The following is a 25,890-nucleotide window of genomic DNA, read 5'->3' as shown; positions in this document are numbered from 1 at the left end:
TGGCGCCGGGCCGCCCCAAGCCGGATCAGCCCCCTCGGGGGGCAACGACCCGCGCAGCGGTGGAGTGTGTGGGCTCATTGCGTCACTCCAAGAACCAGGCTGCAGTTGCTGCCACCAAATCCGAACGAATTGCTCAGCGCATGGCGCAGCGGCACGTCGGCGCCGTGGAGCTGGTAACGGATCGGTATGGCCGGGTCCAGCGAGCCGGTGCCGGGGCTGCCGGGCAGGCGGCCATCGGTCAGCGCCATCGCGCAGATGATCGCTTCGATCGCGCCCGCGGCGCCCAGGGTGTGGCCCATGTAGCCCTTGGTCGAGTTGCCGGGCACGGTGTCGCCAAACAGCGCGCTCACCGCCTGGCCTTCGGCCGAGTCGTTGGCGGGCGTGGCCGTGCCGTGCAGGTTGATGTAATCCATGTCGCTGGCGCCCAGGCCCGCCGAGCGCAGCGCGGCTTCCATCGCCAGACGCGCACCCAGACCCTGCGGGTGCGGCGCCGACATGTGGTACGCGTCGCTGGACTCGCCAGCACCCAGCAGCAGCACGGTGCCCGGCGCAGGCTGGTCCGGGCGCTCCAGCAGCGCGAAGGCGGCACCCTCGCCGATGGAGATGCCGTCGCGTGCCGCGTCGTAGGGCCGGCAGGGTTGTGACGAGGTCAGTTGCAAAGAGGCAAAGCCATACAGCGTGGTCAGGCAGAGGGTATCGACACCGCCCACGATGGCCGCGTCGATCTGGCCCAGCGCGAGCTGGCGCGCCGCCGCGGCAAACACCTTGGCGCTGGACGAGCAGGCGGTGGAGATCGCCATCGCCATGCCCTCCAGACCGAAGTGGTCGCGCGTGAACTCGGCGAGCGAGAACGCGTTGTGCGTGGTCCGGTAATGGAAATCGTCGGGCAACGCGCCGCTGACCGGATCGCGCCGCCGGTAGGCCAGCTCGGTCTGCAGGATGCCGGCGGTGCTGGTGCCCAGGAAAACGCCGATGCGATCGGCGCCGTAGCGAGCGACGGCCTCACGCACGCGCTGCGCGAACCCGTCGGTCTCCAGGCCCATCAGGGTCAGCCGGTTGTTGCGGCAGTCGTAGCGGGCCAGCGCATCGGGCAGGCGCTGCGCATCGACACCCGCGACCTCGCCCACCCAGGTGTCGAGCGCCACCGATTCAAAGGCACAGGGTGCGAGTCCCGAGCGCTCGGCGCGCAGGGCCTCGCGCGTGGCCTCCAGCCCGCGGCCCAGGGCGGTGGTCAATGTGTAAGCTGAGAGTTGCAGTGGGGTCACGTGAGGCGGTGGATCGTCTAAACCCGCAGTGTAGAGGAAGGCACCGATCAGACCGGCACCCGGCACACCAGCATCACGTTGGCAAAGGGCTTGCCTTCGCTCATGGGTTCGGTTTCAACCTCAAAGCCCAGCGCGGTCAGCAGCGCCTGCCACTCGGCCAGGCTGCGGCAGTACAGGCGCGGCGGACGGCGGCTGCGCGCCAGGGTCACCGCGCGGTCCACCCAGTTCGACACCAGAAAGGGCCAGCCCGCTTCGGCGTCACCGACGCGGGTGAGGAACAGGCCGCCGGGCGGCAGGGCCGCGCGAATGCGTCGCAGCAGGCGCTCTTGCGAGGCGGGGTCCACGTAGTGCAGCGCATCGAGGATGGTGACGGTGTCCACCTGACCGACATCCACCTGGGTCATGTCGCCCTGCTCCACCTGCACCAGCGGGTGGTGGCCGCCGAACGCCGCCGCAGCGCGTTCGACATCGCGCGACATCAGTTCCACACCGCGCAGGCTCTGGAAACGGGGCGCGGGCGCCCAACCGGCCGGCCACTGCCCGCGCTCCGACAGGCGCTGCGCCGCCAGCAGCCAGGCGAACAGGCAACCCTGCCCGCAACCGAGGTCGAGCAGCCGCCCGCCCCTGGACAACAGGCCGCGCCGCAACAGCTCCCGGAAGATCGGGTCGCCGCCCAGCTTGCCCCAGGCGTGGAAAAAAGCGAAACGGCCTGCCGCCCAGAAGAGGCGGCTCGCGTCGGCGCGCAGGATTTTCAGAAACACCCGGGGCGCGGGTGCAGCGCCGCCCTGCGGACTGCGGTGCGAGCTCGCTTGGGTACGGCCCGGCGCTTCGCTCATGCCATGGCCTGCTGAAGTGTCACAGCCCGCAAGGACTCGGCTTTCAGCCGGTCGAGCAGCAGCGGCAAGGTGGCCAGGATCACCGGCTGCCCATCGGGCGTGAGCGCAGCGTGGCCGTCGTGCATGAGCAGGATGTCGCCCGGCCCCAGCCCTCGTGTCAGGCGTTGCAGCACCTGCTGTGGTCGTCCGTCGCGCGTGTCGTAGGGCCGGCGGGTCCAGGCGGCCAGCTGCAGATCGAGCCCGGCGAGCACCGGCTCCAGGAAGGGGTTGCGCAGACCGGCGGTGGGCCGGAAAAACAGCGGGGCCTGGCCGGTGATGTCAGAAAGCGTGGCCTGGGCGGCCGCGACGTCGGCACGCATGCGCCGGGGACCGAAGAGGGAAAACGCGTTGGAGTGCGAGTCGCCATGGTTCTCGACCCGGTGACCGCGCGCCACGATCTCGCGGCAGAGTGCCGGGTGTGCCCGCGCGCGCCAGCCGATGCAGAAAAAACTGGCCTGGGCGCCAGCGACGTCCAGCAGGTCGAGCACGCGCGGCGTGACCTCGGGGTCGGGCCCGTCGTCGATGGTCAGCGCCAGTTCGCGCCGCGCCTGTGAGTGCGCCGGCAGGCGGGTGAGGTTGGGGCCCAGCAGGCTGGAGCGGGGCAACAGGCCGGCCACTGTGATCACCGCGTGGTTGAGCACCACGGCCCCCAGTGCCCAGGGCCAGGCGGCTGGCATGGCCACCGTGCCCAGCGCTGCCCCCGCATGCAGCAGCGCGGACGCCTTGATCGCGGGGGGGACGGTCCAGGGCCGACTCATGGCAACGCCGAAAAATGCCCCTGGTCCAGAAAGCGCTGCCACAGCGGCAACCAGACCGCCCAGTCGTGTTCACCCGGCAAGGTGATGTGGGTCGCTTCGGGCATGTGCCGGGCCAGCAGGCGCATGCCATCGGCAAAACGGTCCTGCGCCCCATAACCCATGAACATCGGCACCTGGGGCAAGGGCTGCCTGAGCCACTGCCAGAGGCGCACGTCGGGGTCGGTCTGCTGATCGGGGCCCGCCTGCCAGACGTCAAGCCCGCCCGCACGATCGATCGCGTTGGTGGTCAGCCGACCGCCCGCGTAGGGGGCGAGCAGGCACAGGCCGTGCACCTCGCCCGTTCGCCCGGCGAGGCAGGACAGCGCCAGCTGACCGCCGCGCGAAATGCCCCCCAGCCACACCCGCTGGTAACGCGCACGCGCCGGCGCCAGCCAGTCTTCTTCCAGGCATCGCAGCGCCAGCTGGTTGTCGGCGCCCTCGGCGTGCAGGTCGGGCGCGATCAGGTCCAGCGCCAGACCCCGCCGCTGCACCTCGGCAAACAGGCCCGCCTGCACCATGTGCTGCGGCGTCATGAGGGCCCCGGGCAGCATGAACAGCACGCTGTCGGCCCCGCATTCGTGACGCTCGGCGGGGTTCACTTCCCGCCCTTGGGGTACACCAGCACGGCCGACAACAGCAGCGCCAGCAACGCGCCCGGCCCGACCGTGATGCCCACGGCCTGCAGCACCGGCACGCTGGAGCTGGCCAGCGTGCCGAACCCGATCACCGTGGTGAGCACGGCCACGGCCATGGACATCAGTGTGGCCTCGTCCAGCGGCTCCCCCGCCGCCACGCGGTCAAAGAACAGCGCGTAGTTGGAGCCCACGGCCACGATCAGCAACATGCCCACCAGGTGCAACAGGTGCAGCCGCGCGCCCGAGAGATGCAGCAGCGCGATCACGCAGGCCACGGTCAGGGCCAGGGTGAACAGCACCCGGGACAAGCGCGCGGCCGAGCGCATCGTGAACGCCAGCAGCAGCGCGATCGCCGCCACACCCGCCAGCGACAGCTGCACCGCCTCGCTCACGTAACCGCTGTAGAGCGATTCGAATTCGGTCTTGAGATCAACGAACACGGCGCCGCTGCCGGCCAGCGCGGCGCGAAGCTGATCGGCCGGCAGGCTGGCATCGAGGGCGTCCGCCGTGGGACGCAGCGGCAGCATCGCGGTCCACCCGCCGTTCTCGGTGCGGGTCAGCATCGAGTCCACCCCCAGCGCCAGGGCACTGCCCTCCAGATCGGCGCGCTGCATCACGCCCTGGCTGCGGGCTGCCGTCACGTCGCTCAGGAACGGACCGAGCTTGCTGGCCGGCAAGGGCGAATCGACCAGCGCCCGGTCCAGCCGGGCCTGCAACTCGGCCGGCTCGGGCAGGCTGGACAGGCGCTGGCGCTGCAGCTGTTCGCTGGGCAGGAACCGCGCGGGGCTGTCGTAACCACCGATCACGCCCGTCTCCACCAGTCGGTCCAGCCGCTCACCCGCGCGCTCGGCGGCCTGCAAAGCGCCCTCCTGGTCGGGCGCCGTCACGGTCACGAGGTAACGTGCGTCGGGCGCGGCCAGGTCGGTGCGCATGCGCGAATCGGCCGTCGCCTCGGCCTCGCTCACCGTGGACAGCGCCGAGAGGTTGCCGTCCCACAAACCATCGCGTACCTGCCACAGGTAGGCGCCGACCAACACGGTCAGCACCACCGCCAGCCAGCGCAGGCGGTGGGCCTGGTTCAGCAGCGAGAGCCCTTTCCTCACCCAGGGCCCCGACTGCGGCACGCTGACGCCCGCACCGGTCAGCGCGGGCAACACGAAACGGGTCACCAGGGCCGCGGTGACCACGCCCGACAAGGCGTAGAGGCCCAGCTGCGACAGGCCCGGAAAACCCGAGAACAACAAGGCACCGAAACCGATGGCCGTGGTCATGACCCCCAGCCGGATGGTCGGCCAGAACACCCGGCGCCATTGGTCGACGCCCTGATGACCGGCCTGCACGAAGTAATAGATGGCGTAGTCCACCGCCTCGCCGATCAGGGCCGACCCGAAGCCGACCGTGATGCCAAACACCGTGCCGTGCACCAGGCTGACCATCACGATGCCGGCGAGGGTGCCACTGAGCACCGGAATCAGGCCCAGGGCGAGCAGGCGAAACGACCGGTAGACCCAGAACAGCACGAGCCAGATGGCCACGGAACTGATGAGCGACAGCCGGGCCACCTCTTTCTTGATGGTTTCACGTGACTGCACCGCGAACTGGCCGGGCCCAGACAGATTGAGTGTCAGCGCCGAATGACCGGTGGTCTGCAGGGACTGGGCAAAGGCCTGGCGCACGCTGTCGATCGCGGCGGCCTGCCCGTCCGTGTCGGACCCGAGCGCACGCGTCTGCAGCAGCAGCATGGCGCGATCGCCATTGCGGGAGGCCCACACGCCCGCGCGGGTCTGCGGCTGTGTCGCCGGGTTCAGCTGGCCCAGCACGGCCAGCACCTCACCCGTGGGGTCGTTGGCCAGGTAGGGCTTGAGCAACACGCCAGCGGGCGATGTCAACAGGTCAATGGTGTCGGTGACTGCCGACTTCAGACCCTCTTCGGTGAAGCGCTCGGGCGAAACCGCCGGGCTGAGCTGGTAGCGGTAGCGCAGCAGCACATCACGCTCGCTCTCCAGCCCGCCCGCCTCGCCGTTCTGCACCGACACATAAGCCGGGTCGCTGGCCAGGCGCTTGCGCAATTCGCGCGAGACTGCGGCGCGCTGGGGCGCGTCACCGCCTTCGATCGACAGCATCAGCAGGCGTGAGACCGTGCCGTCCTTCAGTTGCCCCACCAGCGCCTGCTGCTCCAGCGTGGGCTTGGACGGCAGAAAAAAGGACATGTCCGCCGAAAAGCGGCTGTTCCACACCACGGCCACCCCGGCCAGCATCAGCGCCAGCCAGACCAGAAACACCTTGACCGCCGACGACCTCATTGGAAAACCTCCGTCCGGCGGACTGCGGTGCGAGCCCCTTCGGGCGGCCGGGCGGGGCTCATTGAGCTTCAATCGGTTCGATGGTGATCTCCGAACGATCGCCGTCCACCTGCAGATACTCGATGTGTCGCACCTGGCTCTTGCTGCCTGTCACCGTGATGCGCTGGAGCAGCGCAGCGATGGCGGGTTCGCTCGGCACCAGGGTCAGCACCCACTGGGCGCTCTCACCCTGAAGCTTGAGCGCGTAGCTCTGTTCCAGCGACTTGCGGTTGCCGGCGAGTGTGCTGCGGATGCTGTCGACGAAGGCCAGGGCCTCCGGGCGGCTCTGCAGGTTGATGGTGAGCTTGCGCTTGTCGCGTTCCATGCTGAGCATGTCCTTGTCCAGCACCATGGTTTCCACCTTGGGCAGCAGCGTTCGCTTCTCCAGCCGGTCGGGCGGGCTGTACACCATCTCGCCGCTGGCCTGCACCGGTTTGTCGAGCAGGGCCACATGGCGTTTTTCGACAAAGCGCGCGCGCCCGCCCTTTTGCCCGGCCAGATCGGTCATCAACTGATCGATGTCGTACGCCGCATGAGCGGCGGTCGCCAGTCCCAGCCACAGCAGGGCCATCCCAAAGCGTCGCATCATTTTTTCCAGAAGTCGAAGAAGTTGAACCAGTTGTAGGGCGCCAGCCTGCAAAGTCGCGCCAGGCTGTCGGCATAGGCCTGCACGGCCGCCTTGATCGCCGCGTCACGCCCACCGCGCTCGACATTTGAAAAATCGGCCAGCTGTTCGAAATGCAGCTGGTAGCGGTTGCCCCCGAGGTACAGACCCGCCATGAGGAACACCGGCCGCTTGAGCATCGCCGCCATGCGCCAGGGACCCAGCGGAAAAGCCGCCTGTTCACCCAGAAACTCGACCGACAGGGTGGCGTCATCGTTCAGCGATCGGTCCGCCAGCATGCCCACCAGATACCCTTCGTCGAGCTTGTCGCGAACCTCCAGCATCGACTCCAGGTGTCCCAGGGAGATGATATCTTGCATCGCCTTGGGGTTGATGGCCGCGAGCGTGGCGTTGAGCTTGCGCGCGTTCTGCTCGTACATCAGCATGGCCACGCGCAGTCCCTTCTTCCCCCGCCCCATGGCACGCAGCACCTCAAAGCTGCCCAGGTGGGCCCCCATGAGCAGCGCGCCGGGCTTTTTTTCAATCGCCGCCAGCAACGCCTGGTCGCCCTTGACCTCGATGTCAAACACGTTGAAGCGGTCATTCAGCAGGTAGATGCGGTCGTGGATGGTGCTGGCGAAACTGAACACGTGGCGGTAGCCATCGCGCCAGCCCGCGTAGCGGCCCAGGACACGGTGCAGGTAGGCGCGGCTCGCACGGCGCGCCGCGGGCGCAAACAGCACGAAATAGACGGCGATGCCGTGCAGCACCAGACGCCCCACCCGCCGGCCGAACGCCAGCGAGATCCAGACCATCAGGCGCAGGATGGCCAGGTTGCTGCGCTCCTGGCGCCGCATCCACTCGGGTTGTGCGTCGGTCTGTCGGGTTCCGGTGTTCATGGGTTCAAGGGCTGCAGGCTGCCCGAGGCGACATCGCGGTCGCCACAGCGCACCACGAACGACAGCCCGCCCCGCGCCCCGTCCTGCAGCGTGAACACCAGTTCGTCATCCGGCCCGCAGGGGCTGAGGAACTTGGCCTGCGCGACCTGCCAGGCACCGCCCGCGAGCCCCAGGTGCGCTTGCGCCAGCAGCACGGCCTGATCCAGCAGGACCACGCCGGGCACGATGGGATGCCCCGGAAAATGCCCGGCAAAGGCCGGATGATCGGACGGCACCCGCCAGGTTTGCTCAAACACGGCCATGACCCAAGCGTTCCTGGTAAAGCGCCAGCAGCGCCGTGCGCGGCAGCTTGCCGGTGCTGTTGCGCGGCAGCGCGTCCACCAGCACCAGCGGACGGGGCAGGAAGACCCGGTCGATGCGCTGGCGCAAGGCGCGTTGCAGCGAGTCCGCCGACACACCGGGCGCCACCACAAACGCCGTCAGCCGTGTGATGCCTTCGACCTCATCGCCCGCGGAGTCGGGCAGGAAAAAGGCGCCGTCGAGCACGCCTTCGATGGCACACAGCTGGTGGTTCAGGTAGGCCAGCGAGCTGCGTTTGCCCGCGATGTTGATCAGGTCGGCATGCCGGCCGTGCAGGAGAAAACGACCCTCGCCCTGGAGTTCGATGATGTCCGACAGCGGCACCCGGCCTTCCACATGGCCGTCGCGGGCATAGGTGGTGTCGTTCTCCTGCTCCAGCACGACGCCCGGCAACAGGTGCCACATGGGACCGTCGGTGGTGCGCCGGCAGGCCAGCTGGCCCGACTCCGTCGAGCCGTAAATCTCGTGCACCGGTGCCCCGCTGCGCTGCTCGGCGCGCGCAGCGAGTTCGGTGCCCAGCGGCGCGGTGGCGGACAGGCACATGTCCAGCGCCGGCCAGGCCAGATCGGACGCCAGCATGGCCGACAGGTGGAAGGGTGTGGTGACCAGCATGCGCGGCCGCGGCACGGCCTGCAGCGCCTCCACCACATCCTGCGGGTAGAACGGCTTGCCGCTCCAGAAACTGCAACCGCCGTGCAGCGCGAGCAGAAAGGTGGACTCAAACCCGTAACTGTGCTGCGCTGGCACGGTGCCCACGAGCACCGTTCGCTTTCCACCCAGCCCCAGCCCCGCGGCCTCGGCCTGCCCGTTCTGCACCAGCCGGCCCCAGGTCTTGGCGTGCGGCTGCGGCAGACCGGTCGAACCCGAGGTGAACAGGATCGCGACCACACGATCGGCATCCACCACCGGCATCTCCTGCGCCGGTGAGCGGGGCAAAGTGGCCAGATCGGGAAAGTCGATGCAAGGCAGGTCGGCCACATCGAAGGGACCATCCACCACGCCATAAGCACCGGGATGGTCCTGCGCCAGCCGCTGCAGGGTCTCCCCCGAGTGCGAGGCCGGTTGCAGGCTGGTCTTGCCCGCGAGCACGCAGGCGGCAAACAGCACCGCGAAGTGGTACCGGTCTTCGCACAGGTTGAGCACCCCCTGGCCAGCGGGCAACACGCCGGCCACCGCCTGGGCATCGGCCAGGAAGTCGCGCACCGTCACCGGACCCGAAGGACGCCAGGCGAGCACGTCGTCCAGCCCATGAGCGCTGATCAGGGGCAGCCGGCTCATGCGCCGCCAGCCTGAAACCGCCAACAACCCCTGGCTCGCGAAACGCCCCAGGTCATTTGGTGCGCTGGCTGGCGATATGGGTCGTCAGCGCACGCAGGGACGCGTAGATCTTGTCGTTGTTCTCGTTGTCCGAGCGCAGCTGGAAACCGTAATGCTTGGAAATGACGAGCGAAATCTCGAGCATGTCGATCGAGTCGAGACCCAGCCCCTCGCCGTACAGCGGATCATCGGGTTTCACATCCTGGGGCTGCACGTCCAGGTTGAGGGCCTCCACGATCAGCGCAGCCACCTCGCTCATGAGGTCTTCGAACGGGACGCTGGCAAAGTTTTCTGACATGGGGATTCCCTGGTATTCAGTGGGTAGGCGTCGGGGCGGCGGCAAAGACCAGCACGGCATTGCTGCCACCAAACGCAAAGGAGTTGGACAGGGCAGCACGCAAGGGAATCTGGCGGCGGCCTTGATAGACATGATCCACCCCTTCGCAGGCGGGATCAAGCCGACCCTCCAGGTGCGCGGTCGGAGGGATCGCCTGCTCGCGCAGCGCCAGCACGGTGGCCAGCGCCTCGATGGCGCCCGCGGCGCCCATCAGGTGGCCATGCATGGATTTGGTGGCGCTCACGGGCAGCGCGGGCGCCAGATCGCCAAAGACCTGGCGCAGGGCCGCGATTTCCACCGGGTCACCCTCCTGGGTCGCGGTGCCATGGGCGTTGACGTAATCGATATCGGCGGGTGAGAGCCCGGCATCCGACAACGCGGCCTGCAAGGCACGGGCCTGGCCCTGTGGGTCGGGGCGCACCAGGTGGTTGCGGTCGCAGCTCGCACCGTAGCCGACGATCTCCCCCTGGATGCGGGCACCCCGAGCCACGGCGTGATCCCAGTCTTCCAGCACCAGCGCAGCGCCGCCTTCACCCAGCACCAGACCTCGGCGATCGGCCGAAAACGGCCGGCAGGCCGAAGGTGCGGTCTGCTCGTCGCCGGGAGAAATCAGGCGCATGGCTTCCCACGCACGCGCCACACCGTAGGTCTGCGTGCCGTCGGAGCCTCCCGTGATCGCCACCGTCGCCTCACCCGAGCGCACGCGCCGGAAGGCCTCACCAATCGCAACCGAAGAAGAAGAGCAGGCCACGGTGTGGCTCATGCTCACTCCGCCCAGACCGAGCTGAATGGACAGGTGTGCATTGACGGCATTGTTCATGCCCATCACCACGCTCAGCGGCGACAGGCGCTCGCGCCCGTTCTGCCACATGTCTCGGTAGCCCTTCTCGAAGGCCATGATGCCGCCCAGCGCCGTGCCCCAGATGCAGGCCCAGTCATTGCGCTCGTCCAGATCGGCGGGCAATCGCTCCAGTCCGGCGTCTTGCCAGGCTTCGAAAGCCGCGGCCACACCCAGCTGTGCGAAGCGTTCCATCATCGACGCCAGCGGTTTGCCCAGCGCCGCAACAGGATCAAACCCGGTGCAGCTCACGAACGGCATGGCCAGGGGCCTGGGCTTGTCATCGGTCTGGAGGTAGCGCACCGCCGAACGACCCGCGAGCAGGTGTTCAAAAAAAGGGGCCGCTCCATCCCCGTAGGGGCTGACCAGACCCAGCCCCGTGATGGCCACCCGGCGCCGGATCATGATGCGGAAGCTTTGGCTGCGCGCAGGGAATCGATCAGTTTCACCATCTCGCCGACAGACTTTGGGATCGCCACACTGGAGTCGATGGAAATCCCCAGGCGGTCTTCCGCCTCGAACATCAGCTCGGCGAGCATCAGCGAGTCAACACCCAGATCAGCGAGCAACGCACCAGGAACCACCGCCTCGGGCGCTGCACCCAGGCGATCGTGGAGAAATTGGCGAATCAGTTCGGTCGATTGCATGGCATACATTCAATGGCTGGCTGTCTTGCTCGACCCCGACACCCGGTAACGAATGCCCAGCAGGTCCGGAGGGTCGGCGAGGAGCCTCAACCCGGGCACAGACCGCCGATCAGCGCGGAATTTTCAATGATTTGATTGTACAGCCGGCACAATGCGGGCTGCCCTTCACCCGACCCCACCATGACCCTTCCTCAGCGAGACACCGCACGCCCACAAGCAACGCTTGTTGCCATGCCCACCTCCGAAATCACGCCCGGTCCTGCCGGAACATCGGGATGGCTGGGCAGGCTCGGGCGGCGCTTTGTCATCTACTGGCCACTCAAGGGATTTGGCACCACGACCTTCATGGCGCTGTTTTTCTGGAGCTATTTCTGGATCCTGGAACACCCGCGCAGCGTGGCCGTGGTCATGCCCGAAATCTGGCTGGACCGCTGGATCGGTTTCGTGCCGTCCGCGTTTCCGATCTACGTGTCGCTCTGGCTCTACGTCTTCCTGCCACCCGCGGTGATGGGCAATCTGCGTGCCCTGGTGTGGTTTGGCGTCTGGGTGGGGGCCATGTGCCTGTTCTGCCTGGCGCTCTTCTGGTGGTTTCCGACCCAGACACCCTTGGTCGACATGGACTGGAGCCTCTACCCCGGCCTGGCCGTGGTCAAGGGGGTGGACGCGGCCGGCAACGCCTGCCCTTCGCTGCATGTGGCTTCGGCGGTGTTCAGTCTCTGCTGGCTGCACCGCATCGTGGCCCAGCTGCGCGCCCCCAGAGTGCTGCAGTGGCTCTCCGCCGTGCAATGTGTGGCCATCGTCTGGTCGACCATGGCCACCCTGCAGCATGTGGCCCTCGACGTGTTTGCGGGTGTCGTGGTGGGACTGGCCTTCGCGGCCGCCTCGCTGGCCCACGTGAAGAACACCGCCTGAACCTGCGCAACAGTCAGTCACGGAGGACGCGCAAGACGTCCGAGTGGAACTCGCGGCTGTAGAGAATGGCCACCACCGTCAGCGTGCCCAGCACCATCGCCAGCGGCGACACGAACCAAGCCAGCGCGGCAAAGGAAAAGTAATACGCACGCAGACCGTCGTTGAAGGTTTCAGCGGCGGCGCCCACCATGGCGGCCGCGCGATCGGCGTACTGGTTGCGGTCGAACTTGCCCGATTCAAAATCTTCGGGTGGTGGCATCGCGCCGATCACCAGGGCGACAAAGGTGTACTGGCGCATGCACCAGGAAAAGCGGAAAAACGCATAGACGAAGATCGCCACCAGCACCAGGATCTTGAACTCGAAGACGATCAGCGAGGTGGCCTGCGCAAAAGGAATCTCGTTCATCAGCTCGGACGCCTTGTCGGTCGTGCCCAGCAGGGCAAATAGACCACCGATCACCAGGATCGACGTGGACGAGAAAAAGGCCGGTGTGTTCGACAAGGTCTGGGTGATCAGGCCGTCGAGCATGCGCGGGTCTCGCATGGCGGCCTGGCGCATCCAGTAGGCCCGGTAGCGGTTGGTGGTCACCAGCAGCGAGGAGCGGCGTCGACCCCAGACACTGGCGAACCAGGCGTAGCCCACCCACAAGGCAAAAAAGCAGACCAGCGCCAGCCAGTCTGCCCAGGGGAGGATGTCGATGATCTTCATCCGGCGGATGTTAGCCGCACGAAGCCGCCAACCGGCCGCTCAGCCCTTGAATTTTGCTGCCACCTCGGCGACGCGTTCCCCGAACAGGCGCGCCGTTTCCAGATCACCGGGCAGCATCTCGTTGGCACTCGCGTCCGACGGGCTTTGTGCGATCGCGCCGCTGTACGACACCAGGTAGTTCACATCATCGCGCTGTGCAGCCTTGGTGTTGCTGGGCATGAGGCCCTGGCTCACCCAGATCATGCCGTGCTGCATGGACAGCGTGAACAGGTAGTGCAGCGTGGACAGCTTGTCGCCGTTCATGCCGGCGCTGTTGGTGAAACCGGCCGCGAGCTTGTCTTTCCACTGCTGGGAAAACCAGGGTTTGCTGGAGGCATCGGCGAATTTCTTGAACTGCCAGCTCACGCTGCCCATGTAGGTGGGTGAGCCCATGATGATGGCGTCGGCCGCGGCCAGCGCTTCCCAGCCGCCCTCGGGCAGATTGCCGTCGGCGTCGATGGCGATCAGTTCGGCGCCTGCGCCACTGGCCACCGATTGCGCCATGCGCTGGGTGTGACCGTAACCCGAGTGGTAAACCACAACAACGTTTGCCATTGGAGACCTTTCAGAAAAGCGCCGCAGCGCGGGTGGGGAAAAGGGACTCGAAGATCACTCAGGCCGGGCGGCGGGCGTCCAGGCTGAAGGCGCCGGCACCGAAAGCTGCGAGCGCCAGCAGGCCGCCCGTCACACCGATGTTCTTCATGAACATCAGCTGCTGCATCATTTGCTGCTCGGCCGGCATGGCCCAGTAGTTGTGGAAAAAGAACGAGGCGCCCAGCGTGAACAGCGCCAGAGCCAGGGCAGCCCAGCGCGTGCCGAAGCCGACGATCAGCGCCAGGCCACCCAGCACCTCCACCGCAATGGCCACCGCAGCGGCCACGGTGGGCATGGGCAGGCCCACCGATGCGATGTAGCCGGCCGTACCGGCAAAACCGGTGATCTTGCCGATGCCGGCGGGCAGGAACAGGGCCGCCAGCAGCAGGCGGGACAACAGGGCGAGAGGGTTTTGCAGGGTGTTCATGGGAATGTCCTTGGAATGAAGTTTGGGGTGGATCAAAAAGCCTGTCTGTGCGTCAGGCCACCAGGTCAAACACCAGCACCTCGGCGTCTTCGCCGTGGGTCAGGTTGAGGCGCTCGGCATCGGCGATCACCGCCGCGTCGCCGGCCTGCAGGCGCTGGCCGTTCACGTCGAGCGCGCCGCGCACCAGGTGCACGTAGGCCTTGCGCTTCGGGTCCAGCGCCAGCTCGGCGCTTTCGCTGCCGTTGAAGAGGCCGGCGTACAGGGCCGCGTCGGCGTGGATGCTGACCGAGCCCCCGGCGCCGTCGGGCGAAGCCACCAGGCGCAGCTGGCCGCGCTTTTCAGACTCGGCAAAGCTCTTCTGCTCGTAGCCGGGATCGATGCCCTTCACATTCGGCTCGATCCAGATCTGCAGGAAGTGCGTGGTCTGGTCGGGTGCGTGGTTGAACTCGCTGTGGCGCACGCCGCTGCCGGCGCTCATGCGCTGCACGTCGCCGGGCGGGATGCCCTTGACGTTGCCCATGCTGTCCTTGTGCGCCAGGTTGCCCGACAGCACATAGCTGATGATTTCCATGTCGCGGTGGCCGTGCGTGCCGAAGCCAGTACCCGGTGCGATGCGGTCTTCGTTGATCACGCGCAGGTTGCCCCAGCCCATCCAGGCGGGGTCGAAATACTCGGCGAACGAAAAGGAGTGGAAGCTCTTGAGCCAGCCGTGGTCGGCGTAGCCGCGGGCGTCGGAACGTCGGATCTGCATCATGGTGTCTCGTCCTTTCAAGGGGGTGGTGCTGACCGGTTGCGGGACCGCAGCGGCTGGCATGGGTTGAATTGTGGAACCGCCACCCCCCCGGTGTGTTTGCACGGTTTTGATGGCATCATTCAATTCAATTGAACACACCAGTTTCGCAAGCACCATGGCCAGTCCCAGCCCCCGCGCCGCCCTGTCCCCCGAAAACCTCGGTCTTCTCGAAGCCGTGGCCCGGCTCGGCAGCATGGCCGCCGCCGCGCGCGAACTGGGCATGGTGCCCAGCGCCCTGACCTACCGCATCCGCCAGATCGAGGACGCGCTCGACGTGCTGCTGTTCGACCGCAGCGCGCGACGCGCCCAGCTCACGCCCGCCGGCGCCGAGCTGCTGCGCTGCGGGCAGTACCTGCTGAACGAGCTCGACGCGGTGGCCCAGCGTGTCAAGCGCGTGGCCACCGGCTGGGAGCCGCAGATCACCATCGCGGCCGACGCCATCATTGCCCGCGCGACCCTGTTCGAGCTGTGCGAGGCTTTTTACGCCGAAGGCGCTCCCACGCGCCTGAAGCTGCGCGCCGAAACGCTCTCGGGCACGCTCGAAGCCCTGCAAAGCGGCCAGGCCGATCTGGCGCTCGGCGTGCCCAGCGAGATGGCACAACCCGAAATCCAGACCGCGCCGCTGGGCAGCGTGCCGTTCGTCTACGCGGTGGCGCCTCACCATCCGCTGGCGGCAGCCACCCACAGCCTGAGTGACGAAGAGCTGCGCCTGCACCGCGCCGTGGCCGTGGCCGACAGCACCCAGCGCGGCAGCGGCGTCACCTACAACCTGCTGCCGGGGCAGGACGTGCTCACTGTGCCGACCATGCAGCACAAGCTGGAAGCGCAGCTGCGCGGTCTGGGTGCGGGCTTCCTGCCGCAAACGCTGGCACAACCCTTCATCAATGCCGGGCGCCTGATCGTGAAGACCGTGCAGCGCCCCAACCGCAGCATCCGCGTGGCCTACGCATGGCGCCAGCCACGCAGCGCGGGCGACACCGGGCGGGCGCTGCGCTGGTGGCTGGAGCGCCTGCAGCACCCCACCACCCGTGCCGCCCTGCTCCACAACCATCACCAGATTTGATGCAGCCGGGGTTCACGCCAACAGGCAGGCTGCTACAGTCAACCTCAACCGTCCCGCAACACAGGCGCCCCGAGACATGACCACCAGCAAAAAAACCCGCACCCCGTCCGCAGCCGTCCCGCGCAAGCCGGCCCGCACCCCCCAACCCAGGAAACCGACCCCGATGCACATCGCGGTGGTGGGCGCCGGCATGGCCGGCGTGGCCTGCGCGCGCACGCTGCTGCAGGCGGGTCACCGCGTCACCCTGTTTGAAAAGAGCCGCGGCTTCGGTGGCCGCATGTCCACCCGCCGCAGCGAATTCGGCGGCTTCGACCACGGTGCGCAGTACTTCACGGTGCGCGACAAGCGCTTCGCCCAGGCACTGCAGACCGCACAGTCCGTGGTGCGCCCCTGGAGTGCGAACACGGTGCGCGTGCTCGACGAATTCGGTCATGTGCTGGCCAGTTCCCCGCCGCCGTCCGAACCGCATTTCGTGGCCACACCCGGCATGAGCGGTCTGGTCGAGCACTGGGTCCAGCCGCTGGCCCACCCCGAACTCTTCGGTGACCTGCCCGCGCGCACGCTCACCGAAACCCGCGTCACCCACATCGAACGCGATGTGCTGAATCCCGAGCAGTGGCAGCTGCGCACCGAAGACGTCGAAGGCGGCCAGCACGTGCTCGGTGGCTTCGACCGCGTGGTGCTCGCCATTCCGCACCTGCAGGCCCACGACCTGCTGCTGGTCTCCGGCCACTCGCCCGAGCTGCGCCAGTCCCTCGCCCCGGTGCAGGTGGCCCCCTGCTGGACACTCATGGTCGCCTACCCCCAGGCCATGCAGCCCGGCCTGCCGCACATCGGCCCGCAATGGAACGCCGCGCGCAGCATCCACCACCGCATCAGCTGGCTCGCGCGCGAAAACAGCAAGCCGAGGCGCGAGCCCATCGAGCGCTGGACCATCCAGGCCAGCCCCGAGTGGTCGGCCAAACACCTTGAAGACGATACCGAGCGCGTCAAGGCCAAGCTGCTCAAGGGTTTTGCCGAAATCACCGGCATCCGCGCCACCCCCACCCACGCCGTGGTGCACCGCTGGCGCTTCGCGCAGACGCAGCAGCCGCTGGGCCGGCCCTACGTGTACGACAAGTCGCTCGGCATCGGCCTGTGCGGCGACTGGTGCCTGGGCCACCGCGTGGAAGACGCCTTTGTCTCCGGGCTCGAACTCGCTCTCGAAATGATTTGACCCCCCCTGCGCCGCTGCGCGGCTTCCCCCCGGGGGGACCACACCAGCGGTCTGGCGAAGCCAGTCCCGCGGTGTGTGCTGGCACAGACACGCGCTCCGAGTACATGGCTTTGTCGGTTGCTTCGTCCTACCGCGGGCGCTTCGCGCCCTCTCCCACCGGCCCGCTGCACGCGGGATCGCTCGTCGCGGCGCTGGCCAGCTGGCTTGACGCCCGTGCCCACGGCGGCACCTGGATCGTGCGCATCGAAGACGTGGACACGCCGCGCTGCGTGCCGGGCACCGACCGGCTCATCCTGCGGCAGCTCGCCACCTGCGGCCTGGTCAGCGACGAACCCGAGGTCTGGCAGTCGGAACGGGGCGATCTTTACCAGCAGGCGCTGAACCAGCTGGTCGCCAGCGGTCGCGCCTACCCCTGCGGTTGCTCGCGCAAGGACGTTGAAGCGGCGTTGTACGCGTCAGGGCTGGGCCGCGAGCGCCACCACGCCGCCGTCTACCCCGGCACCTGTCGCCCCGAGCGCGGGGGCCTGCAAGGCAAACCCGCCCGGGCCTGGAGGTTCCGCCTGAACGACGGGCACGTCGAGCTGCGCTGGATCGACCGACGCCTCGGCCCGCAATCCCAGAACCTCCGTGCCGAGGTCGGCGACTTCATCCTGAAACGCGCCGACGGCCTCTGGGCCTACCAGCTCGCCGTGGTGGTGGACGACGCCGCGCAGGGCATCACCCATGTGGTGCGCGGCGAAGACCTCGCCGACAACACCCCGCGCCAGATCGCGCTGCAGCAGGCCCTGGGCCTGCCCCTGCCGGCTTACCTGCACACCCCGCTGGTGCTGGGCACCAACGGTGAAAAGCTCAGCAAACAGAACGGGGCCCAGGCGCTGGACCTGAGCGAACCGTTGGTGGCGCTGCACCGCGCTGCCGCGACGCTGGGTCTGCCGGCCGCTCCGGGATCGGTGCCCGAAGCCCTCGCTTCCTGGGTTGCGCAGTGGAAGGACGCTCAGCCTCTCAGCCTTTGCGCCCACCCATGACCAGCACCAGGCCACCCACCACGATGGCGCCCAGGCCTGCCCACAGCGGCACGTTGACCGTCTTCTTCTCTTTCACGGTCAACTCCAGCGGCCCCAGCTTCACCGCAGTGCTGTCCTGCGTGTAGCTGAAGCCGCCGTAGATCAGGGCCAGCGCGCCGCCGGCGATCAGGACGAGTGCGATGAGTTTGGTGGCGTTCATGGGGATTCTCTGAAAAGGTTGTGGAAACAGTCACCCCCATTCTGCCCCCGAAGGGCGAACGCAGCACACGCGGCGTGACAGACCCGGGCTTCTACAATCTGACACCCCTCTCGCGCCGCACCATGAACTCCGACATCCCCGACACCCCCACAGCCGACCCAGCACCCCACCCGTCCGGCGCACCACAGCCCGATGGCGTGCCCTTCATGCGTGTGATCAAGAGCTATGTGCTGCGCGCCGGGCGCACCGGCCCGGGTCAGGCCCGCGCCTACGAACAGTTCGGGCCGCGCTTCCTGCTGGACTACGACGCCAGCCAGACCCTGGACGCCACGGCGGCCTTCGGCCGCAAGGCGCCGCTGATCATGGAGATCGGCTTCGGCATGGGCGGCGCCACGGCGCACATCGCCACCGTGCGCCCGGACGACAACTTCCTCTGCTGCGAAGTACACGAACCCGGCGTGGGCGCGCTGCTCAAGCTCGTCGGAGAACAAGGGCTCCAGAACATCCGCATCTTCCGCCACGACGCGGTCGAGGTGCTCGACCACATGCTGCCCGAACAAAGCCTGGACGGCGTGCACATCTTCTTCCCCGATCCCTGGCACAAGACACGGCACCACAAGCGCCGCCTGATCCAGACCCCTTTCGTGAACCGCCTGGCGCGGCATCTGAAACCGGGTGGCTACCTGCACCTGGCGACCGACTGGGAACCGTATGCGCAACAGATGCTGGAAGTGCTGAGCGCCGAACCCCTGCTGAAGAACACGGCCGCGGCCGGCAGCGACGGCTACGTGCCCAAGCCCGGCTACCGGCCCTTGACCAAATTCGAGAACCGCGGCATCCAGCTCGGCCACGGCGTGTGGGACTTGGTGTTCGTGCGCGCCTGAATTGCAACACCCCCCCGCACCGCTTCGCGTCACCCCCCACCAGGGGCGGCACTGGCCGTCTGGCAAAGCCCGCCCGGCGGTGCCTGCGGGTGGCGTTGTTTCATGCGGTGAGGGTGGTGCTCCCGCGCCGCGGAAAACTGATACCGAACATCGGGTCAATCGTCCTCGTCCGAGTCCAGTGCCGCGTCGGCACCGGCACCGATGAGCTGGCCGCCGATGCGGGCCGTGCCGACCGCCGCGTCCACCGCGAGGCCGGCCACGCCCACTACTGCCGATGCAGCCACATCGACCACGGCCACCACAGCGCAGCCGCTCAACAGCAGGCTGCTCACACCAAGCGCCAGCGCCAGGCGGGCACGGATGACGGTGTCGGAGAGGTTGGCGGCTTTGATCACGGCGGGGTCCTGTTGTGAAGGCGCAGAGAATACCCGCATTTCCTTCGCTCACCCTCCTCCGCCGTGGCCCGATCCTCCAAGAACCCGCTCATTCCCGCCCGCGACGGCGTGTCGCCCAGCTGCGTCGCACTGCCTGGGGTCAAAGCCGGTGACGCCCGCTGGCCCGGCGTGATCGACTTTCTGGACGAGCGCCTGCCCACGGTGGGTCGCGCGGCGTGGGCCGAGCGGCTGGCCACGGGCGCGGTGCTGGACGAAGCGGGCCAGGTCGTACCGCCCGAGGCGCCGTACCGGGGCAATACGCGGCTGTATTACTACCGCGAGCTGCCGGACGAGGAGGTGGTGCCATTTGAAGAAACGGTGCTCTACCAGGACGCGCACCTGGTGGTGGCCGACAAACCGCACTTTCTGCCCGTGACGCCGGGCGGGCGTTATGTGCAGCAGACTTTGCTGGTGCGCCTTCAACGCAAGCTCGGCCTGCCACAGCTGGCACCGCTGCACCGCATTGATCGCGAAACCGCCGGGCTGGTGCTGTTGGCCGTGAATCCCGCCGAGCGCGGGACCTACCACGCGCTCTTCAGTGGGCGAACCATGCAAAAGACCTACGAGGCCATCGCGCCGGCCACCGACGCATGGACCTGGCCGCGCACGAGCAGCAGCCGCATCGTGGAACACCCGGCCGATTTTTTCCGCATGAACGAGGTTGCTGGTGAGCCGAACAGCGAGACACGCATCGATGTGCTGGAGCGGCGCGGCGACTGGGCGCGCTATGCGCTGGAACCTGTCACCGGCAAACGCCATCAACTTCGCGTGCACATGAACGCACTCGGCCTGCCCATCGTGGGCGACCAGCTCTACCCGACCGTGCTGCACGGGCCGGACGAAGCGGAAGATTTTTCGAACCCGCTGCGCCTGCTGGCGCGGGGCATCGCCTTCACGGACCCGGTGACGGGCGAGCCGCGGCAGTTTGAGAGCGGGCTGAGCCTGGACTGGCCAGACACATAGCCCCCAAGCGTGCTCCCGCCGTCGGCGGGACCCCGGGGCTCCACCGCTGCGCGGGTCGCTGCCCCCTTGGGGGCTGTTTCGCCTTGGGGCGGCCCCGGCGGCGAAACCCTGGGTTACAGGCGCTCGGCCACCCAGGCCTGCACCGAAGCCAGCGCCTTCGGCAAACCCGACGCGTCGGTGCCACCGGCCATGGCCATGTCGGGCTTGCCACCGCCCTTGCCGCCCACCTGCTGGGCCACAAAGTTCACCAACTCGCCGGCCTTGACCTTGGCCATCACGTCGGCCGTCACGCCCGCAGCGATCTGCACCTTGCCGCCGTCCACTGCAGCCAGCACGATGGCGGCGGATTTCAGCTTGTCCTTCAGCTTGTCCATGGTCTCGCGCAGGCCCTTGGCGTCTGCGCCGGCCAGCACCGCCGACAGCACCTGGATGCCCTTGACCTCCACCGCCTGGTTCACCAGCTCGTCGCCCTGCGCCGAGGCCAGCCGACTCTTGAGCGCGTTCATGTCCTTTTCCAGATCGCGCATCTGGTCCAGCAGCGCACCCACGCGCGCGGGCACCTCGCCGGGCGTGACCTTGAGCGTGCCGGCCACACCGCCGAGCGTGGCTTCCATGCCCTGCACATAGCTCAGCGCGTTCAGGCCCGTCACCGCTTCCACGCGACGCACGCCAGCGGCCACGCCGCCTTCCGCGGTGATGGTGAAGAAGCCGATGTCGCCCGTGGCCTTGACGTGTGTACCGCCGCAGAGTTCGCGGCTGGAGCCGATGTCGAGCACACGCACCGACTCGCCGTATTTCTCGCCGAACAGCATCATGGCGCCGGTCTTCTGCGCCGATTCGATGTCCATCACGCGCGCCTGCGTCGCCGCGTTGGCCACGATCTCAGCGTTCACACGCTGCTCGATGTCGCGGATCTGCGCATCCGTCACCGGCGCGTTGTGCGTGAAGTCGAAACGCGTCTTGTCGGCGTCGACCAGGCTGCCCTTCTGCTGCACATGCGTGCCCAGCACCTCGCGCAAGGCCTTGTGCATCAGGTGCGTGACCGAGTGGTTGCGCACGGTGGCGGCGCGCTGCGCGGTGTCCACCGCCGCGGTGACGGTGTCGCCCACGGCCAGCGTGCCCTGCTCCATCACGCCGTGGTGGCCGAACACGTCGGACTTGATCTTCTGCGTGTCGCCCACAGAGAACTTCGCCGAGCCGCTGGTGATCACGCCTTCGTCACCGACCTGGCCACCGCTCTCGGCGTAGAAGGGCGTGGTGTCCAGCACCACGACGCCTTGTTGCCCTGCCTTGAGTTCGGCCACGGGCGTGCCGTCCAGGTAGAGCGCCACGACCTTGGCCGGGGCTTCGAGCTGTTCGTAACCGACGAAAGTGTTGCCGGCCCCGGTGTACTCCAGCGCCTTGTCCATCTTGAACTTGCCGGCTGCGCGGCCCTTGGCCTTCTGCGCTTCCATGGCGGCGTGAAAACCGGCCTCGTCCACCGTCAGACCGCGCTCGCGACAGACATCGCCCGACAGGTCGAGCGGGAAGCCGTAGGTGTCGTGCAGCTTGAAGGCCACGTCGCCCGGCAGCACTTTCGCACCTTCTGCCAGGGCTGCGTCCAGAATTTCCATGCCGTTGGCCAGGGTTTCGTAGAAACGCTCTTCTTCGGTCTTGAGCACCTCGCCGATGCGCTGCGCCTGGCTCGCCAGGTTCGGATAGGCATCGCCCATCACGGCCACCAGATCGGGCACCAGCTTGTGGAAGAACGGGGTTTTCTGCCCGAGCTTGTAGCCGTGGCGGATGGCGCGGCGCACGATGCGGCGCTGCACGTAGCCGCAGCCTTCGTTCGATGGAATCACGCCGTCGCTGATCAGGAAGGCCGTGGCGCGGATGTGGTCGGCGATCACCTTGAGCGAGGGGTTCGTGAGGTCGGCAGTGCCGGTCTCGCGGCCGGCGGCCTTGATCAGCGCGTCGAAGATGTCGATTTCATAGTTGCTGTGCACGTGCTGCAGGATCGCGGCCAGGCGCTCCAGGCCCATGCCGGTGTCCACGCAGGGCGCGGGCAGCGGCGTGACGGCGCCGGTCTCGTCCATGTTGAACTGCATGAACACGTTGTTCCAGATCTCGATGAAACGGTCGCCGTCTTCATCGGGGCTGCCCGGGGGGCCGCCGGCGATGTGGTCGCCGTGATCGTAGAAGATTTCCGAGCAGGGGCCGCAGGGGCCGGTGTCGGCCATCATCCAGAAGTTGTCGCTCTTGTAGCGCCCGCCCTTGTTGTCGCCGATGCGGATCACGCGCTCGGGCGGCAGGCCGATTTCTTTGGTCCAGATGTCGTAGGCCTCGTCGTCCTCTTCGTACACCGTGGCCAGCAGGCGCTCGGCCGGCAGCTTGTAGACCTCGGTCAGCAGCTCCCAGGCCCACTTCAGGCTCTCGCGCTTGAAGTAGTCGCCAAACGACCAGTTGCCCAGCATCTCGAAGAAGGTGTGGTGGCGCGCGGTGTAGCCCACGTTTTCCAGGTCGTTGTGTTTGCCGCCGGCGCGCAGGCAGGCCTGCACCGAGGCCGCACGCACGTAGGGGCGCTTGTCGGTGCCGAGGAAGACATCCTTGAACTGGACCATGCCCGAGTTGGTGAACATGAGCGTGGGGTCGTTGCCCGGCACCAGCGGGCTGGACGCCACCACGGTGTGGCCCTTGGAGGCGAAGAAATCCAGGAAGGTCTTGCGGATGTCGGCAACGGAGGCGGGGCGGGTCATGGTGGCCTTTGGAGGGGTTCTGTCGATCGGGTGCAGCCGGTGCACATGTGCACCAAACCCGGTATTTTCGCAAACTGGCGAGGCTTGTGCCTGGTGGGCCGCATCGGGCCCGGAAAACCGGGTGTCAGGCGCTCGTGCGGCCGCTTTTCAGGAAGGCCAGCACCTGCGGCTCTTCGGTGAAGGCCACGTTGAAGCGGAACCAGGGGCTGGGCTGCAGGTCGGGCGCGAACAGGTGGCCGGGCCCGAGCAGGATGTCCTGCTCCGCGGCCTTGTAGGCCAGCTCGGTCGCGTTGGCAATGTCGGGATGGCGTGCCCAGAGGAACATGCCCGCCTTGGGCTCGCAGAACAGATCGAAGCCCAGGTTCTCCAGTTGCTGGGCCACGCGCTGGTGTGCCTGTGCCAGGCGCTCGCGCAGGCTGCGAAGGTGTTTGCGCCAGCGCCCGTCCACCAGCGCGCCGTAGGCCAGGCGCTCGTTGAACTCGGACGAGGTCAGGCCCGAGATCATCTTGAGCTGGGCAAAGTCTTCCAGCAGGTCGGGCGGCGCGGCCAGGAAACCGACGCGGATGTTGGGTGAGATGGTTTTGGAGAAGCTGCTGATGTAGACGACCCGTTGCAACTGGTCCAGGCTGGCCAGCGAGGGCCGCGGCTCGGGGTCGAGGTCGGCGTAGATGTCGTTTTCCACCACCGTGAACTGGTGCTGCTCGGCCAGCTGCACCACACGGTGCAGGTGCGCCAGGTTGGCCACCGAACCGGTGGGACTTTGCAGGCGCGGCTGGGTGAAAAACACCTTGGGCTGGTGCTCCAGCACCAGGGCTTCGAGCGCGGCCAGGTCGTAGCCGGCTGGCGTGCGCGGCACGCCAATCAGCCGGGCACCCAGGAAACGCAGTGAAAACAGCAGATTGGGGTAACCGGGGTCGTCCACCAGCACTGGATCGCCCGGGCGAATCAGGCGGCGCGCCACCAGGTCCATGGCCTGGCTGGAGCCCTGGGTGAGCAGCACCTGGTCGGCGCTGACGGCGATCTCCTGCTCGGCCAGCAGGTCGCGCACCAGCTGGCGCAGTGGCGCAAAACCCTTGGGTTCACCGTAGCCACCCAGGTCCACGTTTTCAGACGCCAGCGTGCGCAGGCTGCGGCGCAGGCCTTCTTCAAACAGCCAGTTGCCCGGCAACCAGCCGCAGCCCGGTTTCATGCGCAGCGCGCGCGCCTCGAACACCCGGCGCAGGTACCACATGGAGTCGAAGTTGTAGTTCGCCGTCTCGGCGGGCACGGTGCCCGGCGCCTGCGGTGCCACGCCATCGCGCTTGCGCACAAAAAAGCCCGAGTGCGGGCGCGAGACGAAATAGCCCAGCGCCACCAGCCGGTCGTAGGCATCGACCACGGTGTACACGCTCACGCCGTGGGCATGGGCGAACTGGCGGATGGAGGGCGCCTTGGAGCCCGGGCGCAGGTTGCCGCTCTGGATCAGGTCGCGAAACCCCTCGACGATCTGCACCACGAGCGGGCTGGTGCTTTTGGGGTTCAGGGTGAACATCGGGCGCTATCAGGGTAAATGTGTACAGGTCCGCAGGGCTGCACAGTGCATCGCTGTGCAGGCACTGTCTGTATATGTTAGCGGTGGCCCGCGAGCCCTACAGTCCGCCCCAGTCTGAAATTTCTTCACGATCGGAGCCCACTGTATGCAACGCGAATCCCAAGCCACCAACGCCATGCTCATGGCCCGCCGCCAGGCCGCCATCCCCCGCGGCGTCGGCCACAGCCACCAGATCTTCATCGCCAGGGGCGAAAACGCCGAGATCTGGGACGTGGAAGGCCGCCGCTACATCGACTTCGCCGGCGGCATCGCCGTGCTCAACACCGGCCACCGCAACCCGGCCGTGATCGAGGCCGTGAAGGCCCAGCTCGACCAATACACCCACACCTGCTTCCAGGTGCTGGCCTACGAGCCCTACGTGGAACTGGCCGAACGCCTGAACGCCAAGGCCCCGGGCGACTTCGCCAAAAAGACGCTGTTCCTCACCACCGGCGCCGAAGCGGTGGAAAACGCGATCAAGATCGCGCGCGCCCACACCGGCCGCTCGGGCGTGATCGCCTTCACCGGTGGCTACCACGGCCGCACCCTGCTGACCCTGGGCATGACCGGCAAGGTCGCGCCCTACAAGACCGGCTTCGGTCCGTTCCCGGGCGAGATCTTCCACGCCCGCTTCCCGAACGCGCTGCACGGCGTGAGCGTGGACGATGCGATCGCCTCGGTCGAATCCATCCTCAAGAACGACATCGAAGCCAGCCGCGTGGCGGCCATCATCATCGAGCCGGTGCAGGGCGAAGGCGGCTTCAACGTCGCGCCGCCCGAGCTGATGCAGCGCCTGCGCGCGCTGTGCGACCAGCACGGCATCCTGATGATCTGCGACGAAGTGCAGACCGGCGCCGGCCGCACCGGCACCTGGTTCGCCTGCGAGCAGAGCGGCATCGCGCCCGACCTGATCACCCTGGCCAAGTCCATGGCCGGCGGTTTCCCGATCTCTGCCGTGGTCGGTCGCGCCGAAGTGATGGACGCGCCCGCCGCGGGCGGCCTGGGCGGCACCTACGCCGGCAGCCCGATGGCCTGTGCCGCGGCCCTGGCCGTGCTGGACGAGTTCGAAAAACACGACCTGCTGCAGCGCAGCCGCGACGTCGGCGCGCGCATCACCGCGAGCCTGCAGACGCTGGCGAAGAAACACAACTGCATCGCCGACGTGCGCGGCCTGGGCGCCATGGTCGCCATGGAGCTGTGCAAGAACGGCGACGTGCACCAGCCCGACGCCGACCTCACCAAGGCCCTCGCCGCCGAAGCCACGAAACGCGGCCTGATCATCCTGACCTGCGGCACCTACGGCAACGTGGTGCGCATCCTGGTGCCGCTGACCGCCAGCGATGCGGTGCTGGACGAAGGCCTGGCGATCATTGCTGCCTCGCTCGACGCGCTGCAAGGCGCATGAGCGCCG

Annotated in this window: 27 protein-coding genes; 7 read left to right on the top strand and 20 right to left on the bottom strand. The window is 67.6% G+C overall.

The window, feature by feature from the left end:
• Positions 1-74: 74 nt before the first annotated feature.
• Genes AC0GNO_RS12465 through AC0GNO_RS12410 form a run of 12 tightly spaced genes read right to left on the bottom strand, consistent with a single transcriptional unit; the run spans position 75 to position 10,916 of the window.
• Positions 75-1,265: a beta-ketoacyl-[acyl-carrier-protein] synthase family protein gene (locus AC0GNO_RS12465; RefSeq protein ID WP_472904133.1), complete on the bottom strand. Its 1,191-nt coding sequence runs from the start codon at positions 1,263-1,265 to the stop codon at positions 75-77.
• 47 nt (positions 1,266-1,312) lie between these two features.
• Positions 1,313-2,101, bottom strand: a complete 789-nt coding sequence (locus AC0GNO_RS12460) for an SAM-dependent methyltransferase (protein WP_472904132.1) — start codon at positions 2,099-2,101, stop codon at positions 1,313-1,315.
• On the bottom strand, positions 2,098-2,898 hold the full coding sequence (locus AC0GNO_RS12455; protein WP_472904131.1) for a polysaccharide deacetylase family protein: 801 nt from the start codon (positions 2,896-2,898) through the stop codon (positions 2,098-2,100). The genes AC0GNO_RS12460 and AC0GNO_RS12455 overlap by 4 nt, the downstream gene beginning before the upstream one ends.
• The gene (locus AC0GNO_RS12450; RefSeq protein WP_472904130.1) at positions 2,895-3,536 is read right to left on the bottom strand and encodes a hypothetical protein; all 642 of its coding nucleotides are present in this window, start codon (positions 3,534-3,536) and stop codon (positions 2,895-2,897) included. The genes AC0GNO_RS12455 and AC0GNO_RS12450 overlap by 4 nt, the downstream gene beginning before the upstream one ends.
• Positions 3,533-5,875 (bottom strand): MMPL family transporter, encoded by a 2,343-nt coding sequence (locus AC0GNO_RS12445; RefSeq protein WP_472904129.1) that lies wholly within the window; start codon positions 5,873-5,875, stop codon positions 3,533-3,535. Before AC0GNO_RS12445 ends, AC0GNO_RS12450 begins: the two co-directional genes overlap by 4 nt.
• 58 nt (positions 5,876-5,933) lie before the next feature.
• On the bottom strand, positions 5,934-6,500 hold the full coding sequence (locus tag AC0GNO_RS12440; protein ID WP_472904128.1) for a LolA-related protein: 567 nt from the start codon (positions 6,498-6,500) through the stop codon (positions 5,934-5,936).
• Positions 6,500-7,417, bottom strand: a complete 918-nt coding sequence (locus AC0GNO_RS12435; RefSeq protein WP_472904127.1) for an LpxL/LpxP family acyltransferase — start codon at positions 7,415-7,417, stop codon at positions 6,500-6,502. The genes AC0GNO_RS12440 and AC0GNO_RS12435 overlap by 1 nt, the downstream gene beginning before the upstream one ends.
• Positions 7,414-7,719: a 3-hydroxyacyl-ACP dehydratase FabZ family protein gene (locus tag AC0GNO_RS12430; protein WP_472904126.1), complete on the bottom strand. Its 306-nt coding sequence runs from the start codon at positions 7,717-7,719 to the stop codon at positions 7,414-7,416. The genes AC0GNO_RS12435 and AC0GNO_RS12430 overlap by 4 nt, the downstream gene beginning before the upstream one ends.
• Positions 7,706-9,055 (bottom strand): AMP-binding protein, encoded by a 1,350-nt coding sequence (locus AC0GNO_RS12425; protein WP_472904125.1) that lies wholly within the window; start codon positions 9,053-9,055, stop codon positions 7,706-7,708. The genes AC0GNO_RS12430 and AC0GNO_RS12425 overlap by 14 nt, the downstream gene beginning before the upstream one ends.
• A gap of 52 nt (positions 9,056-9,107) precedes the next feature.
• Complete coding sequence (locus tag AC0GNO_RS12420; RefSeq protein WP_472904124.1) at positions 9,108-9,392, bottom strand: phosphopantetheine-binding protein; 285 nt, start codon at positions 9,390-9,392, stop codon at positions 9,108-9,110.
• A gap of 16 nt (positions 9,393-9,408) precedes the next feature.
• The gene (locus tag AC0GNO_RS12415) at positions 9,409-10,674 is read right to left on the bottom strand and encodes a beta-ketoacyl-[acyl-carrier-protein] synthase family protein (RefSeq protein WP_472904123.1); all 1,266 of its coding nucleotides are present in this window, start codon (positions 10,672-10,674) and stop codon (positions 9,409-9,411) included.
• Entirely contained in the window at positions 10,671-10,916 is a 246-nt protein-coding gene (locus AC0GNO_RS12410) for an acyl carrier protein (RefSeq protein ID WP_472904122.1), read from the bottom strand. The genes AC0GNO_RS12415 and AC0GNO_RS12410 overlap by 4 nt, the downstream gene beginning before the upstream one ends.
• A gap of 231 nt (positions 10,917-11,147) precedes the next feature.
• Here AC0GNO_RS12410 and AC0GNO_RS12405 point away from each other — a divergent pair, with 231 nt between their 5' ends.
• A complete protein-coding gene (locus AC0GNO_RS12405) occupies positions 11,148-11,828 on the top strand; it encodes a phosphatase PAP2 family protein (protein ID WP_472888459.1) in 681 nt (226 codons plus the stop codon).
• Between the two features lie 13 nt (positions 11,829-11,841).
• On the opposite strand, the gene AC0GNO_RS12400 is transcribed toward AC0GNO_RS12405, so the two are convergent.
• The 4 genes from AC0GNO_RS12400 to AC0GNO_RS12385 are packed head-to-tail and all read right to left on the bottom strand — an operon-like array spanning position 11,842 to position 14,351.
• A complete protein-coding gene (locus AC0GNO_RS12400) occupies positions 11,842-12,537 on the bottom strand; it encodes a DUF599 domain-containing protein (protein WP_472888458.1) in 696 nt (231 codons plus the stop codon).
• Between the two features lie 39 nt (positions 12,538-12,576).
• A complete protein-coding gene (locus AC0GNO_RS12395) occupies positions 12,577-13,131 on the bottom strand; it encodes a flavodoxin family protein (protein ID WP_210822836.1) in 555 nt (184 codons plus the stop codon).
• 58 nt (positions 13,132-13,189) lie between these two features.
• Positions 13,190-13,597 (bottom strand): DoxX family protein, encoded by a 408-nt coding sequence (locus tag AC0GNO_RS12390; RefSeq protein WP_472904121.1) that lies wholly within the window; start codon positions 13,595-13,597, stop codon positions 13,190-13,192.
• Between the two features lie 52 nt (positions 13,598-13,649).
• Positions 13,650-14,351 carry a pirin family protein gene (locus AC0GNO_RS12385; protein WP_472904120.1) on the bottom strand — a complete coding sequence of 234 codons (702 nt, stop codon included), beginning with the start codon at positions 14,349-14,351 and terminating at the stop codon, positions 13,650-13,652.
• Between the two features lie 154 nt (positions 14,352-14,505).
• Between AC0GNO_RS12385 and AC0GNO_RS12380 the strand changes: the two genes are divergently transcribed.
• The 3 genes from AC0GNO_RS12380 (at position 14,506) to gluQRS (ending at position 17,694) form a co-directional block, all read left to right on the top strand.
• Entirely contained in the window at positions 14,506-15,453 is a 948-nt protein-coding gene (locus AC0GNO_RS12380; protein WP_472904119.1) for a LysR family transcriptional regulator, read from the top strand.
• A 76-nt stretch (positions 15,454-15,529) separates the two neighbouring features.
• Entirely contained in the window at positions 15,530-16,669 is a 1,140-nt protein-coding gene (locus tag AC0GNO_RS12375) for an NAD(P)/FAD-dependent oxidoreductase (protein ID WP_472888454.1), read from the top strand.
• 104 nt (positions 16,670-16,773) lie between these two features.
• Positions 16,774-17,694: a tRNA glutamyl-Q(34) synthetase GluQRS gene (gluQRS, locus tag AC0GNO_RS12370; protein ID WP_472904118.1), complete on the top strand. Its 921-nt coding sequence runs from the start codon at positions 16,774-16,776 to the stop codon at positions 17,692-17,694.
• Here gluQRS and AC0GNO_RS12365 read toward each other — a convergent pair.
• The gene (locus AC0GNO_RS12365) at positions 17,672-17,893 is read right to left on the bottom strand and encodes a hypothetical protein (RefSeq protein ID WP_305363115.1); all 222 of its coding nucleotides are present in this window, start codon (positions 17,891-17,893) and stop codon (positions 17,672-17,674) included. The genes gluQRS and AC0GNO_RS12365 overlap by 23 nt on opposite strands.
• 122 nt (positions 17,894-18,015) lie before the next feature.
• On the opposite strand from AC0GNO_RS12365, the gene trmB reads away from it, so the two are divergent.
• Positions 18,016-18,777, top strand: coding sequence for a tRNA (guanosine(46)-N7)-methyltransferase TrmB (trmB, locus tag AC0GNO_RS12360; RefSeq protein WP_472904117.1), 762 nt, complete (start codon positions 18,016-18,018; stop codon positions 18,775-18,777).
• 155 nt (positions 18,778-18,932) lie between these two features.
• On the opposite strand, the gene AC0GNO_RS12355 is transcribed toward trmB, so the two are convergent.
• On the bottom strand, positions 18,933-19,172 hold the full coding sequence (locus AC0GNO_RS12355; RefSeq protein WP_226466130.1) for a hypothetical protein: 240 nt from the start codon (positions 19,170-19,172) through the stop codon (positions 18,933-18,935).
• 63 nt (positions 19,173-19,235) lie between these two features.
• On the opposite strand from AC0GNO_RS12355, the gene AC0GNO_RS12350 reads away from it, so the two are divergent.
• A complete protein-coding gene (locus AC0GNO_RS12350; protein ID WP_472904116.1) occupies positions 19,236-20,174 on the top strand; it encodes a pseudouridine synthase in 939 nt (312 codons plus the stop codon).
• A gap of 113 nt (positions 20,175-20,287) precedes the next feature.
• On the opposite strand, the gene alaS is transcribed toward AC0GNO_RS12350, so the two are convergent.
• The gene (gene alaS / locus AC0GNO_RS12345; protein WP_472904115.1) at positions 20,288-22,909 is read right to left on the bottom strand and encodes an alanine--tRNA ligase; all 2,622 of its coding nucleotides are present in this window, start codon (positions 22,907-22,909) and stop codon (positions 20,288-20,290) included.
• Between the two features lie 124 nt (positions 22,910-23,033).
• Positions 23,034-24,440, bottom strand: coding sequence for an aminotransferase-like domain-containing protein (locus AC0GNO_RS12340; RefSeq protein ID WP_472904114.1), 1,407 nt, complete (start codon positions 24,438-24,440; stop codon positions 23,034-23,036).
• Positions 24,441-24,585: 145 nt separating this feature from the next.
• On the opposite strand from AC0GNO_RS12340, the gene gabT reads away from it, so the two are divergent.
• Positions 24,586-25,884 (top strand): 4-aminobutyrate--2-oxoglutarate transaminase, encoded by a 1,299-nt coding sequence (gene gabT, locus AC0GNO_RS12335; protein WP_472904113.1) that lies wholly within the window; start codon positions 24,586-24,588, stop codon positions 25,882-25,884.
• The last annotated feature ends 6 nt before the right edge of the window (positions 25,885-25,890 follow it).

The sequence above is a fragment of the Hydrogenophaga sp. L310 genome (genome assembly GCF_055703065.1).
The sequence above is the reverse complement of the archived record's forward strand: the minus strand, read 5'-3'. Positions and strand labels throughout refer to the sequence as shown.

What these genes read in the sequence shown, in the direction of transcription:
- AC0GNO_RS12460 (WP_472904132.1), bottom strand. Translation starts at nt 2,101, where the DNA reads ATGAGCGAAGCGCCGGGCCGTACCCAAGCGAGCTCGCACCGCAGTCCG.
- AC0GNO_RS12455 (WP_472904131.1), bottom strand. Translation starts at nt 2,898, where the DNA reads ATGAGTCGGCCCTGGACCGTCCCCCCCGCGATCAAGGCGTCCGCGCTG.
- AC0GNO_RS12445 (WP_472904129.1), bottom strand. Translation starts at nt 5,875, where the DNA reads ATGAGGTCGTCGGCGGTCAAGGTGTTTCTGGTCTGGCTGGCGCTGATG.
- AC0GNO_RS12440 (WP_472904128.1), bottom strand. Translation starts at nt 6,500, where the DNA reads ATGCGACGCTTTGGGATGGCCCTGCTGTGGCTGGGACTGGCGACCGCC.
- AC0GNO_RS12435 (WP_472904127.1), bottom strand. Translation starts at nt 7,417, where the DNA reads ATGAACACCGGAACCCGACAGACCGACGCACAACCCGAGTGGATGCGG.
- AC0GNO_RS12430 (WP_472904126.1), bottom strand. Translation starts at nt 7,719, where the DNA reads ATGGCCGTGTTTGAGCAAACCTGGCGGGTGCCGTCCGATCATCCGGCC.
- AC0GNO_RS12425 (WP_472904125.1), bottom strand. Translation starts at nt 9,055, where the DNA reads ATGAGCCGGCTGCCCCTGATCAGCGCTCATGGGCTGGACGACGTGCTC.
- AC0GNO_RS12420 (WP_472904124.1), bottom strand. Translation starts at nt 9,392, where the DNA reads ATGTCAGAAAACTTTGCCAGCGTCCCGTTCGAAGACCTCATGAGCGAG.
- AC0GNO_RS12415 (WP_472904123.1), bottom strand. Translation starts at nt 10,674, where the DNA reads ATGATCCGGCGCCGGGTGGCCATCACGGGGCTGGGTCTGGTCAGCCCC.
- AC0GNO_RS12410 (WP_472904122.1), bottom strand. Translation starts at nt 10,916, where the DNA reads ATGCAATCGACCGAACTGATTCGCCAATTTCTCCACGATCGCCTGGGT.
- AC0GNO_RS12405 (WP_472888459.1), top strand. Translation starts at nt 11,148, where the DNA reads ATGCCCACCTCCGAAATCACGCCCGGTCCTGCCGGAACATCGGGATGG.
- AC0GNO_RS12400 (WP_472888458.1), bottom strand. Translation starts at nt 12,537, where the DNA reads ATGAAGATCATCGACATCCTCCCCTGGGCAGACTGGCTGGCGCTGGTC.
- AC0GNO_RS12395 (WP_210822836.1), bottom strand. Translation starts at nt 13,131, where the DNA reads ATGGCAAACGTTGTTGTGGTTTACCACTCGGGTTACGGTCACACCCAG.
- AC0GNO_RS12390 (WP_472904121.1), bottom strand. Translation starts at nt 13,597, where the DNA reads ATGAACACCCTGCAAAACCCTCTCGCCCTGTTGTCCCGCCTGCTGCTG.
- AC0GNO_RS12385 (WP_472904120.1), bottom strand. Translation starts at nt 14,351, where the DNA reads ATGATGCAGATCCGACGTTCCGACGCCCGCGGCTACGCCGACCACGGC.
- AC0GNO_RS12380 (WP_472904119.1), top strand. Translation starts at nt 14,506, where the DNA reads ATGGCCAGTCCCAGCCCCCGCGCCGCCCTGTCCCCCGAAAACCTCGGT.
- AC0GNO_RS12375 (WP_472888454.1), top strand. Translation starts at nt 15,530, where the DNA reads ATGACCACCAGCAAAAAAACCCGCACCCCGTCCGCAGCCGTCCCGCGC.
- gluQRS (WP_472904118.1), top strand. Translation starts at nt 16,774, where the DNA reads ATGGCTTTGTCGGTTGCTTCGTCCTACCGCGGGCGCTTCGCGCCCTCT.
- AC0GNO_RS12365 (WP_305363115.1), bottom strand. Translation starts at nt 17,893, where the DNA reads ATGAACGCCACCAAACTCATCGCACTCGTCCTGATCGCCGGCGGCGCG.
- trmB (WP_472904117.1), top strand. Translation starts at nt 18,016, where the DNA reads ATGAACTCCGACATCCCCGACACCCCCACAGCCGACCCAGCACCCCAC.
- alaS (WP_472904115.1), bottom strand. Translation starts at nt 22,909, where the DNA reads ATGACCCGCCCCGCCTCCGTTGCCGACATCCGCAAGACCTTCCTGGAT.
- AC0GNO_RS12340 (WP_472904114.1), bottom strand. Translation starts at nt 24,440, where the DNA reads ATGTTCACCCTGAACCCCAAAAGCACCAGCCCGCTCGTGGTGCAGATC.
- gabT (WP_472904113.1), top strand. Translation starts at nt 24,586, where the DNA reads ATGCAACGCGAATCCCAAGCCACCAACGCCATGCTCATGGCCCGCCGC.